This window comes from Serratia sp. JSRIV006, assembly GCF_019968685.1.
Taxonomy (GTDB): domain Bacteria; phylum Pseudomonadota; class Gammaproteobacteria; order Enterobacterales; family Enterobacteriaceae; genus Chania; species Chania fonticola_B.
On sequence record NZ_CP074137.1, the window covers coordinates 3,108,096 to 3,123,082 of the forward strand.

The 14,987-nt window shown below is 52.0% G+C and carries 14 protein-coding genes; 8 read left to right on the forward strand and 6 right to left on the reverse strand.

Annotated features, from left to right (window positions below):
* The first annotated feature begins 142 nt into the window (after window positions 1-142).
* The 4 genes from sppA (at window position 143) to KGP16_RS14380 (ending at window position 5,279) form a co-directional block, all read left to right on the forward strand.
* The gene (sppA, locus tag KGP16_RS14365) at window positions 143-1,996 is read left to right on the forward strand and encodes a signal peptide peptidase SppA (protein WP_021806613.1); all 1,854 of its coding nucleotides are present in this window, start codon (window positions 143-145) and stop codon (window positions 1,994-1,996) included.
* 92 nt (window positions 1,997-2,088) lie between these two features.
* Complete coding sequence (gene ansA / locus KGP16_RS14370) at window positions 2,089-3,105, forward strand: asparaginase (RefSeq protein ID WP_021806614.1); 1,017 nt, start codon at window positions 2,089-2,091, stop codon at window positions 3,103-3,105.
* Between the two features lie 18 nt (window positions 3,106-3,123).
* Window positions 3,124-3,756, forward strand: coding sequence for a bifunctional nicotinamidase/pyrazinamidase (gene pncA / locus KGP16_RS14375; protein WP_021806615.1), 633 nt, complete (start codon window positions 3,124-3,126; stop codon window positions 3,754-3,756).
* Between the two features lie 242 nt (window positions 3,757-3,998).
* Complete coding sequence (locus KGP16_RS14380) at window positions 3,999-5,279, forward strand: glycoside hydrolase family 18 protein (RefSeq protein ID WP_223499890.1); 1,281 nt, start codon at window positions 3,999-4,001, stop codon at window positions 5,277-5,279.
* A 41-nt stretch (window positions 5,280-5,320) separates the two neighbouring features.
* Here KGP16_RS14380 and KGP16_RS14385 read toward each other — a convergent pair whose 3' ends face one another.
* Both KGP16_RS14385 and msrB read right to left on the reverse strand, forming a co-directional pair.
* A complete protein-coding gene (locus tag KGP16_RS14385) occupies window positions 5,321-5,593 on the reverse strand; it encodes a YeaC family protein (protein ID WP_021181206.1) in 273 nt (90 codons plus the stop codon).
* A 64-nt stretch (window positions 5,594-5,657) separates the two neighbouring features.
* Window positions 5,658-6,071, reverse strand: a complete 414-nt coding sequence (gene msrB / locus KGP16_RS14390) for a peptide-methionine (R)-S-oxide reductase MsrB (protein ID WP_021181205.1) — start codon at window positions 6,069-6,071, stop codon at window positions 5,658-5,660.
* A 347-nt stretch (window positions 6,072-6,418) separates the two neighbouring features.
* Between msrB and gapA the strand changes: the two genes are divergently transcribed.
* The gene (gene gapA, locus KGP16_RS14395) at window positions 6,419-7,414 is read left to right on the forward strand and encodes a glyceraldehyde-3-phosphate dehydrogenase (protein ID WP_021181204.1); all 996 of its coding nucleotides are present in this window, start codon (window positions 6,419-6,421) and stop codon (window positions 7,412-7,414) included.
* Window positions 7,415-7,498: 84 nt separating this feature from the next.
* Complete coding sequence (locus KGP16_RS14400) at window positions 7,499-8,374, forward strand: D-hexose-6-phosphate mutarotase (protein WP_046808300.1); 876 nt, start codon at window positions 7,499-7,501, stop codon at window positions 8,372-8,374.
* 120 nt (window positions 8,375-8,494) lie between these two features.
* On the opposite strand, the gene KGP16_RS14405 is transcribed toward KGP16_RS14400, so the two are convergent.
* Window positions 8,495-9,199, reverse strand: a complete 705-nt coding sequence (locus KGP16_RS14405; protein ID WP_305802312.1) for a MipA/OmpV family protein — start codon at window positions 9,197-9,199, stop codon at window positions 8,495-8,497.
* Between the two features lie 493 nt (window positions 9,200-9,692).
* Here KGP16_RS14405 and yeaG point away from each other — a divergent pair, with 493 nt between their 5' ends.
* Together yeaG and KGP16_RS14415 are read left to right on the forward strand one after the other, a co-directional pair.
* Window positions 9,693-11,627, forward strand: a complete 1,935-nt coding sequence (gene yeaG / locus KGP16_RS14410; RefSeq protein ID WP_021806619.1) for a protein kinase YeaG — start codon at window positions 9,693-9,695, stop codon at window positions 11,625-11,627.
* A 117-nt stretch (window positions 11,628-11,744) separates the two neighbouring features.
* Entirely contained in the window at window positions 11,745-13,013 is a 1,269-nt protein-coding gene (locus KGP16_RS14415) for a YeaH/YhbH family protein (protein ID WP_037375997.1), read from the forward strand.
* 155 nt (window positions 13,014-13,168) lie between these two features.
* Here KGP16_RS14415 and KGP16_RS14420 read toward each other — a convergent pair whose 3' ends face one another.
* The 3 genes from KGP16_RS14420 to KGP16_RS14430 all read right to left on the reverse strand — a co-directional run bounded on the left by KGP16_RS14420 (window position 13,169) and on the right by KGP16_RS14430 (window position 14,908).
* Window positions 13,169-13,456 (reverse strand): hypothetical protein, encoded by a 288-nt coding sequence (locus tag KGP16_RS14420; protein WP_094981339.1) that lies wholly within the window; start codon window positions 13,454-13,456, stop codon window positions 13,169-13,171.
* Between the two features lie 518 nt (window positions 13,457-13,974).
* On the reverse strand, window positions 13,975-14,409 hold the full coding sequence (locus tag KGP16_RS14425) for a DUF2570 family protein (RefSeq protein WP_094981341.1): 435 nt from the start codon (window positions 14,407-14,409) through the stop codon (window positions 13,975-13,977).
* A 247-nt stretch (window positions 14,410-14,656) separates the two neighbouring features.
* Entirely contained in the window at window positions 14,657-14,908 is a 252-nt protein-coding gene (locus KGP16_RS14430) for a hypothetical protein (protein WP_021806622.1), read from the reverse strand.
* Between the last annotated feature and the right edge of the window lie 79 nt (window positions 14,909-14,987).

Consider the following 14,987-nt stretch of genomic DNA (forward strand, 5'->3'; position numbering starts at 1 on the left):
ATAGAGTTACAGCCTCTGTAATACTGTCTATACCCGTTGCCACTCAGGCTGCAGGGGGATAAATGGCAGATGATTTAAAGCTGACATTTCTTCGGCCGCTCATTAGGATAGCGGAACATTCTAGACTCTTGTTGGAGAGCACATGCGCACATTGGGGCGAATTATTGCTGGTATTTTCAGATGGACATGGCGTCTGCTGAATTTCGTCAGGGAACTTATCCTGAACTTGTTCCTGATTTTCTTGATCCTGGTCGGGGTCGGTATTTATCTTTCACTCCAAGGCAATTCTTCGGCAGTAACACCGCATGGCGCACTGCTGGTCGATCTCAGCGGCGTGGTGGTCGATCAACCTTCGGTAAACAACCGGGTTCGTCAGTGGGGACGCGAACTGTTGGGCGCCTCCAGCAACCGTCTGCAGGAAAACTCACTGTTTGACGTGGTGGATACCATTCGCAAGGCCAAAGAGGATAAAAACATCACCGGTATGGTGTTGCAGCTGAATGATTTTGCCGGGGCGGATCAGCCTTCCCTGCAATACATCGGCAAGGCACTACGTGAGTTCCGCGACAGTGGTAAACCGATCTTTGCCATCGGCGACAGTTATAACCAAACGCAATACTATCTGGCCAGCTACGCCAACAAGATCTACCTGTCACCACAGGGTGCCGTCGATCTGCATGGTTTCGCCACCAACAACCTTTATTACAAATCCCTGTTGGAGAAGCTGAAGGTCACCACCAATATTTTCCGCGTGGGCACCTATAAATCGGCCGTAGAACCGCTGATCCGTGATGATATGTCACCGGCTGCGCGGGAAGCCGATAGCCGTTGGGTTGGCGGGCTGTGGCAAAACTATCTGGATACGGTGGCGGCTAACCGTCAACTTACGCCAGATCAGTTGTTCCCAGGCGCAGCAGATATTCTCAGTGGTTTAAAGGCGGCGGGTGGCGACACCGCGCAGTTCGCCCTGAACAGCAAACTGGTCGATGAGCTGGCCTCTCGCACTGCGATAGAAACACAGTTGGTGAAAACCTTCGGTTGGGACAAGCAGAGCAATGATTTCAATGCGGTCAGCATATACGATTACCAGCCGCAGCCGTCACCGGATCAGGGCGGTGAGATCGCCGTCATCTTTGTCAATGGCGCGATCATGGATGGCCCGCAGACGCCAGGATCGGTCGGTGGCGACACCACGGCCTCACAACTGCGTCAGGCGCGTCTGGATCCGAAAATCAAAGCCGTTATCCTACGCGTCAATAGCCCTGGAGGTAGCGTCAGCGCTTCAGAAGTGATCCGTTCCGAGTTGGCAGCGGTTCGCGCCGCAGGTAAACCCGTAGTGGTTTCCATGGGTGGAATGGCCGCGTCTGGCGGTTACTGGGTGTCGACCCCGGCAGATTACATCATTGCCAGCCCGAGCACCCTCACCGGCTCCATCGGTATCTTCGGTGTGATCAACACCTATGAGAACACCTTGGACAGCGTTGGGGTACATACCGACGGCGTCGCGACGTCACCACTGGCCGACCTGGCCGTGACGAAAGCATTGCCGCCAGAGTTCTCGCAGATGATGCAGTTGAACATCGAGAACGGTTATAAAAACTTCATCGACCTGGTGGCAACCGCCCGGAAGATGACGCCAGAGCAGGTCGATCAAATTGCTCAAGGTCACGTCTGGATCGGTAGCGACGCCAAGAAAAATGGCCTGATCGACCAACTGGGCGACTTTGACGACGCCGTGAAGAAGGCAGCAGAGCTGGCCAAGCTGCCACAGTGGCAACTCAACTGGTTTATCGATGCCCCTAGTATGACGGATATGCTGCTCAGCCAGTTTGGCGTTTCTATCCACGCCATGCTGCCTGAGGCGATCCAGTCAATGCTGCCAGCCCCGTTGGCATCGGTGGCGCTGGCGGTGAAAGAACAGCCTGGCCTGTTTAATAACCTGAACGATCCGCAGCATCGTTATGCCATATGCCTGACTTGCGGAGAGGTCCGTTAACAAATAAATCTCTAGCCCGGCACCCGCCGGGCTTTTTTTCTCCTGCTATCTCCCTATAATTCAGCCTATCTGACAGCCACAAGATCGAAGCCATGCAAAAGAAATCCATTTACGTCGCCTATACCGGCGGCACTATCGGTATGCAGCGTTCCGAACAGGGATACATCCCGGTTTCCGGCCACCTACAGCGCCAGCTGGCACTGATGCCCGAGTTCCATCGCCCAGAGATGCCGGATTTCACCATTCATGAATATGCCCCGTTGATCGACTCTTCGGATATGACCCCCGAAGACTGGCAGCATATCGCCGACGACATCAAACAGAATTACTCGCGCTATGACGGCTTTGTTATTCTGCACGGCACCGACACCATGGCGTTTACCGCTTCAGCCCTGTCTTTTATGCTGGAGAACCTGGATAAGCCGGTGATCGTCACCGGGTCGCAAATCCCGCTGGCAGAATTGCGCTCCGACGGCCAAACCAATCTGTTGAATGCCCTCTATCTGGCCGCCAATCACCCGGTGAACGAGGTCAGCCTGTTTTTCAACAACAAGCTGTTTCGTGGCAACCGCACCACCAAGGCACATGCCGACGGCTTTGATGCTTTTGCCTCCCCCAATCTGCCCCCCTTGCTGGAAGCAGGCATCCACATACGTCGCCAGACCGGCATCGCCTCCCCAGTGTGCAACGGGGAATTGATCGTGCATAACATCACGCCACAACCCATCGGCGTGGTGACGATTTATCCGGGAATTTCCGGTGCCGTGGTGCGTAACTTCCTGCTGCAACCGGTCAAAGCCTTGATCCTGCGCTCTTACGGCGTCGGTAACGCGCCGCAAAAGGCCGAACTGGTGGATGAATTGCGTGATGCCTCCGAGCGTGGCATCGTAGTGGTGAACCTGACACAATGTATCTCTGGCCGGGTCAATATGGAGGGCTATGCGACCGGTAATGCCTTGGCTCATGCCGGCGTCATCAGCGGTTTTGATATGACGGTGGAAGCCGCGCTGACCAAGCTGCATTACCTGTTGAGCCAGCCGTTAACCCCAGAAGAGATCCGCAGCCTGATGCAACAAGACCTGCGTGGCGAATTAAGCGCTGCGGGCTAATCCGAAGTGGGAACTCTGATGAAAACTGCTCTGTTGCTGATTGATTTACAAAACGACTTTTGCCCCGGCGGCGCCTTAGGCGTGGCAGAAGGTGATGCCACCATTGACGTCGCCAATCAGGCTATCGCAGCCAGCCTGGCCCGTAACGAAACGGTGATTGCCAGCCAGGACTGGCACCCGGCGGATCATCGCAGTTTTGCGATTAACTCCAACGCACAGATTGGTACGCTTGGAGAACTGGAAGGCCTGCCTCAGGTTTGGTGGCCGGAGCACTGCGTTCAGGGTACCCCTGGCGCAGAACTTCATCCTCAGCTTGATAAGCAACCCATCGCAGCGATATTCCGTAAGGGCGAGAACCCGGATATCGATAGCTATAGTGCTTTCTTTGATAATGGCCACCGGGCACAAACGGCGCTCGATGGCTGGCTGAAGGAACGAGGCATCACTCATCTCGCCGTGATGGGGCTGGCCACCGATTATTGCGTCAAGTTCAGCGTGTTAGATGCCTTGCGTTTAGGTTATCAGACCCAGGTCATCATCGATGGCTGCCGCGGTGTCAATTTAAGCCCCGATGACAGCGAGCAGGCGTTGGCAGAAATGCAGTCGGCTGGCGCACAGTTAGTTACACTGTCACAGTTTACTCAACGCTAACGGTTTTTGGGGCTGCTTGACCTCAGCGCCCCATATCCTCTGCCAACCGCTTTATTTTCGACGCTGCTCACATTCTCACCATTCTTCTGCGCGCTCACCTTGTCCCCTCCCGTCTCTTTTGCTGTTATGGCTTCTGATGCATAGGCATCAATAAGTTATACGCATCCGGGGCCTACCGAGCCCGGCTTTATTGATACCGCCCCAGGCGGTTCAGGTCGGCCTTGCTGACCAAAGGAGACAACATGGCTTTAACCCGTAAACTGCTACCCTTGCTGGTAGCGGTGCAACTCGGTGTGGCTGGCGTGGGCATGGCTCACGCGGCACCTTATCTCTCTGTCGGCTACTTCAACGGCGGTGGCGACGTAACCGCCGGGCCGGGCGGTGATATCAACCAGCTTGACGTCAGCCAGATCACCCACCTCAACTACTCTTTTGGCCTGATTTATAACGCTGAAAAAGAGGAAACCAACCCGGCACTGAAAGATCCCTCCCGCCTACACCAAATCTATCTCTCCCCTAAAGTCGAAGCAGACTTAAAGCTATTACCCGAATTGCGCCTGCAAAATCCGGCGCTGAAGGTTTTGCTGTCCGTTGGCGGATGGGGAGCTCGTGGGTTCTCCGGCGCGGCAGCCACACCGGAAAGCCGGGCGGTGTTTATTCGTTCGGTGCAGGAGGTGATTGCCAAGTATCAGCTAGATGGTATCGATCTGGATTGGGAATACCCGGTTAACGGTGCCTGGGGATTGGTGGAAAGCCAGCCCACTGACAGAGCCAATTTCACCTCCCTACTGAGCGAACTGCATCAGGCGTTGGGTAAAGAAAAACTGCTGACCATCGCCGTCGGGGCTAACGTCAAAAGTCCGCAGGAATGGGTAGACGTTAAGGCTATCGCGCCCTATCTGAACTACATCAATCTGATGACCTACGACATGGCGTACGGTACCCAGTATTTCAACTCCAATCTCTATGACTCCAAACAATGGCCAACCGTGGCCGCCGCCGACAAGTACAGCGCCGACTTTGTGGTCAACAACTATCTGGCCGCCGGGCTGAAGCCAACTCAGCTCAATCTGGGGATCGGTTTCTATGGCCGGGTACCTAAACGCGCCACCGAGCCGGGTATTGATTGGGATGTGGCAGATGCGGCCAAGCATCCCGTCACCCAGCCCTATTTCACCACACGTGAAAAAGACGTCTTCAAGTCGCTGGGCGTGGATTTGGATAAAGACAGTTACATCAAGTACAACGATATTGTGAACAAGATGCTGAAAGACCCACAACGGCGCTTCACCGCGCATTGGGATAGCGAGGCCAAGGTGCCCTATCTGATGATGAAGTCATCCGCAGGCAAACCACTGTTCGCGATAAGCTATGAAAACCCGCGCTCGGTAGCCATCAAGGCCGAGTACATCAAGAGCAAAGGATTGGGAGGGGCGATGTTCTGGGAGTATGGCGCGGACGATAACAACCGCCTGGCCCACCAGTTAGCCGAAAGCTTAGGCTTGGGCCAGCAGAAGCAGTAAAACCTTCAGGGCGATGGCAACATCGCCCTGCCAGCAACAGATTACTGCGGCTTCAGCTTGGCCAACGGCTCGGCCATAAACTGCTGCTTCAGCTCCTGTTTGCTTTTCATCACGATTTGCCCGTCGGTGCCAATGCTCATGTGTTGCGGGTCTGCATTGTTCATCGACTGCCACAGCATCACCGCCTGCAAGCTGTGTTCTTTCTGCTCTGGCGTCAGTGCCACACCATCAGGCCATTTGCCCAGTTCCACAGCCAGCACCAGCCGCTGGTAGATTTCCGGCGTCATGGCCGCAATCAGATCTTTTACTTCCATCAGAGCATGTCCTCACCCGGGAATGAATAATTAGCTGAATCGATTTTGTTGGTTTAGTTACAGCTTAACCTGCCGTCTGCTCGCCATTCTCGTCGTCGGTGAAATTCAGTGACGCGGAGTTGACACAGTAGCGTTCGCCAGTCGGCTGCGGACCATCGGGGAATACGTGCCCCAAATGCGCGTCGCAGTTACCACAGCGGATCTCGACTCGATGCATATTATGTGAATTATCATCAAGATAACGAATAGCATCGTCCGAAACGGGCTGATAGAAGCTGGGCCAGCCGCAGCCCGAATCAAACTTGCTGGCGGAGAAGAACAGCGGCGCGTTACAGCACAGGCAGTGGTACACGCCCTCACGCTGGTTATGCAGTAATTTACCGCTATAGGGGGCTTCGGTGCCACGCTCTTGCGTCACATAACGTTGGATTTCATTCAGTTCCGTGAGCGGTGTCTTAGGGGTTGTCTCTTTAGCCATTTGTGCTATTCCCGCAATGTGGATAATGTCAACGAAAACAATGAGTAATAATAACAAAAAATTAACAACGCTGCAGGCCTTTTTAGCCTAAACTGTACGGCATAAAGGTTACGCTGCCACCATATGTGACTTCGATCACATATCTTGCACGTACTGACTTTATACTTGGCGGTTTGCCCCCATATCGATGGAAGGACAAACGTAAATGGAATGTGCGATTTGTGTGCAAAACCGGGCCTCTGGTTTGACTTGCAGCAAGAATTGACACGATTCCGCTTGACGCTCGGTAAGGTTTTTGTAATTTTACAACCAACCTTTTATTCACTAACAAATAGCTGGTGGAATATATGACTATCAAAGTAGGTATCAACGGTTTTGGCCGTATCGGTCGCATTGTTTTCCGTGCTGCTCAGGAACGTTCTGACATCGAAATCGTTGCAATCAACGACCTGTTAGACGCAGAGTACATGGCTTACATGCTGAAGTATGACTCTACTCACGGCCGTTTCGACGGTACTGTAGAAGTTAAAGACGGCCACCTGGTTGTTAACGGCAAAACCATCCGTTGTACCTCAGAAAGAGATCCGGCTAACCTGAAGTGGAACGAAGTCAACGTTGACGTCGTTGCTGAAGCAACTGGCCTGTTCCTGACTGACGAAACTGCACGTAAACACATCGCTGCAGGTGCTAAGAAAGTTGTTCTGACTGGCCCATCTAAAGATGACACCCCTATGTTCGTTATGGGCGTGAACCACAAGTCTTACGCTGGCCAAGAAATCGTTTCCAACGCTTCTTGTACCACCAACTGCCTGGCACCACTGGCTAAAGTAATCAACGACAAGTTCGGCATCGTTGAAGCTCTGATGACCACCGTGCATGCGACTACCGCAACTCAGAAAACCGTTGATGGCCCGTCTCACAAAGACTGGCGCGGCGGCCGCGGCGCATCCCAGAACATCATCCCTTCTTCTACCGGTGCTGCTAAAGCTGTAGGTAAAGTCATCCCAGAACTGAACGGCAAACTGACCGGTATGGCGTTCCGCGTTCCTACTCCGAACGTGTCTGTGGTTGACCTGACTGCCCGTCTGGCAAAACCAGCTTCTTACAAAGAAATCTGTGCTGCTATCAAAGCCGCTTCAGAAGGCGAGCTGAAAGGCGTGCTGGGCTATACCGAAGACGAAGTGGTTTCTACCGATTTCAACGGCGAGAAACTGACTTCTGTATTCGATGCTAAAGCCGGTATCGCGCTGAGCGACACCTTTGTGAAACTGGTTTCTTGGTACGATAACGAAACTGGCTACTCAAACAAAGTACTGGACCTGATCGCTCACATCTCCAAGTAATGGCTTGATGCGCAGTTGATTATCAAGGGCGACACTAGTGTCGCCCTTTTTATTTGTTTTTTGCGGCGAAAAGAAGGCAACAACATGAACGAAAAAATCTTCACCCTACCCGTTAGCGAACAAATCACCCCTTTTATCAGCCAACGCCAACTGGACGAACTGCCCGTGGTGGTGGTTTCTCACCCGAAAGTCCGTGCGGCCATTACTCTGCAAGGGGCTCACCTGCTGGCCTGGCAGCCAAGCGGTGATAAACCGGTGCTTTGGCTGAGCAACAATACGCCATTCAAAAACGGCGTGGCGATCCGCGGCGGCGTACCGATCTGCTGGCCTTGGTTTGGCCCGGCAGGTAGCCCATCCCACGGCTTTGCCCGTAATCAGCCGTGGCAGCTTACCGCGCACGATGAAGATGAAAACGGCGTGATCCTGACCTTCACGCTGCAAGATAACGAACAAACCCGCAAATTGTGGCCACATGCTTTCACCCTGATCGCCCGCTTCAAGCTGGGTGAAGAGTGCGAGATGGAGCTGGAATCACACGGTGACTACCAGGCTACCGCCGCTCTGCACAGCTATTTCCAGATCGGCGACATCGACAAGGTGAAAGTTGCCGGTTTGGGAGAGCATTATATCGATAAGGTGGCTAAGGGGATCGAGGCACGTCAGGTTGGCGAGCTGGAGTTTACCGGGCAAACCGATCGCGTTTACACGCAGGCCACGCCTTGCAGTCTGATCAAAGACCCGGTATTGCAACGCACCATCGAGGTCAATCATCACTATATGAGTGATGTGATCGCTTGGAACCCAGGCGTCGAGCTTTCCTGCAGCATGGCCGACATGCCAAACGACGGTTACAAAACCATGGTGTGTGTGGAAACCGGGCGCGTAAGCAAGCCGCTGATCGCCTCTGGGGAGCAACCTGCCCGTTTGGCGATGAAAATCCGCAGCATTAAAAATAGCTGATCAAACTGGGGCGAATCATTTCGCCCCTCTTCTCTTCATCCACCGCTCTACAGATGTGCAAAAGGAGCGTTTCCGCCCCTTTTCGATGCACCTAGTGCACCATGATAGTGCAACCAGCCATTAGAAGGTGTAAGTCACACCCGTCCACAACATGCCGGTATAAGATTTATCAACCATTGGGCTGTCTTTAACTTCGCTGTCCAGGCGCATATAACGCCCCGTGAAGAAGGCATTCCAGTTGGCGTTGATATTATAGTTGGTGCTCAATTCGACGTATGGCGACCAGCTATCGCTCGGCTTATAGGTGTTGAAGGTACTACGGCGGGACTCATCACCATTGATGCCATAGTAATATTGGTTCTGGTTTGAGCTGTTCCAGTTTACCCCGATGCCAGGAGCAAAGCTCCAGGAATCCACCTGGAACTTATAGAGATAGGCAATATCGCCCACCAGGCCGTTACTGTTGTCCAGCATATCGCCAGAGAAAGCCGTACGGATCGACCCCCACTCGGCCCTGTGTGTAAAGGCCACACCGGCCATCATGGTGCTACGGCGCTTGTCCAACTGCTTCATGCGGTCGTCGTCACTGTCGCCTGGCTTATAGTGCAACGGTGAGTAATAGGCGATCAGGCTCAGCTGATTTTGCTGATCTTTCCACAGGTTGTAACCGGCCAACAGCGTATGGAAGTAAAAATCATCGCCATCGTAATTGATAATAGGAACGGGATAGACACGATCCTGATAACCACGATAAGGATCTGGGCTAACCAGCGCTGAAGCACCGAGTGACCAGCTTCCTGCCTGAGCACTGTGCGCACAAACCATTGCGGAAGCGATAATTGCTAGCGTTTTGAGTTTAGATATCTTCACTGGCTTTTTCCATAGATAACAAGATGTAATTAACGACTATAGTTTATGTGAAAACCGACCAGCCTGCCGGATCTTTACAATAGAAAACAACCAAGATCGAATAACTTAGAACCCAAAGATGAATTATTGATGGCAAAAAGATGACGTTTTTTGCCGCAACCCGCGCCAGACAAGGCATTTGCCGTCCCCCGCCCTAACTGAGTCATTGAAATGACTTAAAAAAGACCCTTTCTCTTGCAGGAAATTTTCCAGTATGCAACTAAGCTTAAAATCAGAAGGTGAATTTAGGCTGAGCCCAGTGGCAATACAGCGCAACTCGCGAGAATAAGCGCACCAAGTTGGCATACGGGTTGCTGTACTCAGTCATAGCTTCACGCTTTCGGGAGCCAGAATACCAACACCAGCTCCTTTTTTAACCTGTGCTAATAACGAAAGGACGGGCATCGCCATGAACATATTTGACCACTATCGCCAGCGCTACGAAGCTGCCAAGGACGAAGAGTTCACACTGCAGGAATTTCTTTCCATCTGCCGGCAAGATCGCAGTGCCTATGCCAATGCGGCAGAACGTCTACTCATGGCTATCGGTGAACCAGTGATGGTCGATACCGCGCTTGAGTCGCGTATGTCTCGCCTGTTCTCCAACCGCGTGATCGCACGCTATCCGGCATTCGAGGAGTTCTACGGCATGGAAGAAGCTATCGAACAGATAGTTTCTTACCTGAAACACGCTGCCCAGGGCCTCGAAGAGAAGAAACAAATCCTTTATCTGTTGGGCCCGGTGGGTGGCGGTAAATCCTCGCTGGCAGAACGGCTGAAAGCCTTGATGCAGCGTGTGCCGATTTACACCCTGAGCGCCAACGGCGAGCGCAGCCCGGTCAATGACCATCCGCTGTGCCTGTTCAACCCGCAGGAGGATGCCACTATTCTGGAAAAAGAATACAACATCCCGACGCGCTATCTTGGCACCATTATGTCGCCGTGGGCCGCTAAACGCCTGCATGAGTTCGGCGGGGACATCACCAAATTCAAAGTGGTGAAGGTTCGTCCTTCAATACTTGAACAAATTGCCATCGCCAAAACCGAACCGGGCGATGAGAACAACCAGGATATTTCTGCGTTGGTCGGTAAAGTGGATATCCGTAAGTTGGAAAACCATGCGCAGAACGATCCGGATGCCTATGGCTACTCCGGCGCACTGTGCCGCGCCAACCAGGGGATCATGGAGTTCGTGGAGATGTTCAAAGCGCCAATCAAGGTGCTACATCCTCTGTTGACCGCCACCCAGGAAGGTAACTACAACGGTACCGAGGGGATCTCTGCCCTGCCGTTCAGCGGGATTATCCTGGCGCACTCTAACGAATCGGAATGGGTGACCTTCCGCAACAACAAAAATAACGAGGCCTTCCTCGACCGTGTTTACATCGTCAAGGTGCCTTACTGCCTGCGGGTGTCGGAAGAGATTAAAATCTACGACAAACTGCTGGATAACAGCGAACTGACCCACGCGCCTTGTGCCCCTGGCACGTTGGAAACGCTGGCTCGCTTTACCGTACTGTCGCGTATGAAAGAGCCAGACAACTCCAGCATCTATTCGAAGATGCGTGTCTACGATGGTGAAAGCCTGAAAGACACCGATCCGAAGGCCAAGTCGTATCAGGAATATCGTGACTATGCCGGGGTGGATGAAGGTATGAACGGCCTTTCGACCCGTTTCGCCTTCAAAATTCTGTCTCGGGTGTTCAACTTTGACCATGCCGAAGTCGCGGCTAACCCGGTACACCTGTTCTATATACTGGAACAGCAGATCGAGCGTGAGCAGTTCCCGCAGGATCTGGCGGAGAAATACCTGGAGCACCTGAAAGGCTACCTGATCCCGAAATACGCCGAGTTTATCGGCAAAGAGATCCAGACCGCCTATCTGGAATCCTACTCCGAATACGGTCAGAACATTTTTGACCGCTACGTGACCTATGCAGACTTCTGGATCCAGGATCAGGAGTACCGTGATCCAGATACCGGCCAGCTGTTTGACCGTGAGTCCTTGAACGCTGAACTGGAGAAAATCGAGAAGCCAGCGGGTATCAGCAACCCGAAAGATTTCCGCAACGAAATCGTCAACTTTGTCCTGCGTGCCCGTGCCAATAACAGCGGCCGGAACCCGAACTGGACCAGTTACGAGAAGCTGCGTACGGTTATCGAGAAGAAAATGTTCTCGAACACCGAAGAGCTGCTGCCAGTCATTTCCTTTAATGCTAAAACCTCAACGGATGAGCAGAAAAAACACGATGACTTCGTCGACCGGATGATGGAGAAAGGCTACACCCGCAAGCAGGTTCGTCTACTGTGCGAATGGTATCTGCGGGTGAGAAAATCTTCATAAACCGACGACCGCTGACGTCATAGATAGCCTATACCTGAGGATTTCGGGTTGTAGCCTAACGGCTACAGCCTGAAACACCCAAGGTAGAGAAAGTTGGCAACGTTGTTTGGGGGATGTATGGCGTATTTCATTGACCGACGGCTGAATGGCAAAAACAAGAGCATGGTGAACCGCCAGCGCTTCTTGCGTCGCTATAAGTCGCAAATCAAACAGTCGATTGCCGAAGCCATCAACAAGCGTTCGGTTACCGACGTGGACAGCGGGGAATCGGTATCGATCCCCGGTGGCGATATCAACGAGCCAATGTTCCATCAAGGGCGCGGCGGTAAACGCCATCGCGTTCATCCCGGTAACGATCACTTCGTACAAAATGACCGCGTTGAACGCCCACAAGGCGGCGGCGGTGGTGGTGGTGGCCAGGGCAATGCCAGCCAGGATGGGGATGGCCAGGATGAGTTTGTCTTCCAGATCTCCAAAGATGAGTATCTCGACCTGTTGTTCGAGGATCTGGCGCTGCCCAACCTGAAGAAAAATCAGTACAAACAGCTGACCGAATACAAAACCCACCGTGCAGGCTACACCGCCAACGGCGTACCGGCCAATATCAGCGTGGTGCGTTCGCTGCAAAACTCGCTGGCGCGTCGAACCGCGATGACCGCCGGTAAGCGGCGTGCTTTGCATGAGCTTGAAGACAGCCTTGCCCAGTTGGAGAACACCGAACCGGTGCAACTGCTGGAAGAAGAGCGCATGCGTAAGGAGATTGCCGAGTTGCGCAAGAAAATCGACAGCGTGCCGTTTATCGACACCTTCGACCTGCGCTACAAGAACTACGAACGTCGGCCTGAACCCTCCAGCCAGGCGGTCATGTTCTGCCTGATGGACGTATCAGGCTCGATGGATCAGGCAACCAAAGACATGGCCAAACGCTTTTATATTCTGCTGTATCTGTTCCTCAGCCGAACCTATAAGAACGTTGAGGTGGTCTATATTCGTCACCATACCCAGGCTAAAGAAGTGGATGAGCAGGAGTTCTTCTACTCACAGGAAACCGGCGGCACCATCGTTTCCAGCGCCCTCAAGCTGATGAACGAAGTGGTCGAGGAGCGTTACGATCCTGCACAGTGGAATATCTATGCCGCTCAGGCTTCGGACGGGGATAACTGGGCTGATGATTCGCCACTGTGCCATGAACTGTTGGCAAAAAACATTCTGCCGATGGTGCGTTACTACAGCTATATCGAAATTACCCGCCGTGCTCACCAGACGCTGTGGCGTGAATATGAACATCTGCAGGCGACGTTTGAAAACTTTGCCATGCAGCATATCCGCGAGCCGGATGATATCTATCCGGTATTCAGGGAACTGTTTCATAAGCAAACGGCGTGATCTAATAGAAAACGGCCAGCAACGAAAGTTAGCTGGCCGTTTTTTTACGGTATTGAATGAAGATAACCAACATCACAGTACATTTATATTCTGACGGACCACGTTTATCATAATTTTGATGAATGATTGGATAAATGCATAAAACGAATGGCTATTTAGTTCCCCATTCCCACTGAGCTTGATGCACTACCGTTAAATGCCCCACCTCCCAGCATCCCCCCAAGAACTGCACCACCAATGGTTCCCATTGGTCCAAGCAAGGAGCCCGCCCCTGCTATAAGAGCCCCACCAATAGTATTGGACAGAGGGTCTTTCCCCAAGCCCATCCCATTATCACCTGCTGATATATTAGGTTGGAATCCATTGGCTTGTGCCCCATATCCTGGCTCTGGATTTAATCCACCTGAAACCACATTAAGTTGTTCTATTGTTAATGCTCTCATAACCGTTCCTTTTTAATAGAAATAGAGATCACCAATCCAGTTTGAAAAATTTCCTTATGACAAACCTGACAACCACACAGAGACCAATAATAAAAAATAGCAAGACAATAAAACTAGGGACGTCTGTAACTGCAAAGCGGCCCTTATACTTGCTGGAAAGGAAATAAGACAAGGCATAGATCAAGATGCCAACACATATTGATATAGTGAATTTTTTATTCTTAATCATAACCACTCCCTATGGTTAAGACCCGACGGGTTGTTAAATCATCCTACGCTATATCAAGAATCATCAATAGGTAATGATAGGCATTATCATTAACGTCAAGTTAATTTAAGTCAAGCTTTTTCTCTGAGGCAGGAATACCAAACCAGCACATTATCCGCCGACCGATAACCGCTCGGCCTGCCATGTGATCAACGCTTCGATCCGTGAGGCGCAGATATCAAGCTCACTCTGGCTCACTTGTAAGGCCATGACGGCATCCCCGAAAGTCTCCCCGGTAAACGGTGTCTTCTCACACTGCTGTAGCAATACCGCTGGCGGATATACGTAGATCAGTTGCGGAGCCGGTGGCACTGGTTTTGGTCGCTCCGCGCAGGATATCGAGAGCATCAGCAGGCAACCGCTGATGACCGCAGTCGTTATCCTCCAACGCTTTGCGTAACGTTCTATTTTCAGCATCGGCCTTTACTCTCTTTTGCTGTTCAATCTTGAGCTGTTGTTCGGTAGCACGACGATCGGCATCCGCCGCACCTTTCAGCGCCTGAATGGTTTCATCCCTGCCGATTAATGCGGAGCCCAACGCCTCGTTATCTTTTTGAGACTGATCGATGTCCCTATTCAAATCTTCGATGCGTTGACGCATGCTGAACAACAGGGCTGCAAGCAAGCAGACCAACAATAGTTGCCAATGACCTTTGGAAAACTGAATTAACCCCGCCAGGCTCATGACAGCAACACCTCGCGATCGGTAACACCTTGTCTATTTATCTGCATTTGAATTCCTCCGTTGAAGCCAAAACACGGCTTTAGATAAGCAGTATCTCAAAGCAGAAGGATGAGGTGTATTCGCGAGGGTTGTACTAGCCATGCCACAACTAATCGTTAGGACTCAAATGGCAAAAATCTCACCGAGGCGAGATTTTTGGTGATTCACAAAATGGTTCAGGCAGCCATAAGGTGACGATGTTTCGAAGTCACAACAAATACCTAAAATCGTGGATATCAGGAAACAGGCCCACCGTCCTAAGATGGCGGTTGCAGATAAACCAGATCTCATCCCGATCGTTCGAGAGGATGAAATAAGCATCGGCGGTTTCCGAAGGATTATACATCCCCAATGCACGATAGGCCGTATACAGGCTGAATCCGCTATCCAACGGATAAGGCTTGGGTGCATTTTCCATCTGCACCACTCTCAAGTACAACCCTTGCTCGATCCATATCATAAAGTCACCGGTAACGATGGTTGATAACTTTAGTATGGTCGTAAATGGGATTATCGTCGCCTTCAGCGAAAAATCATCG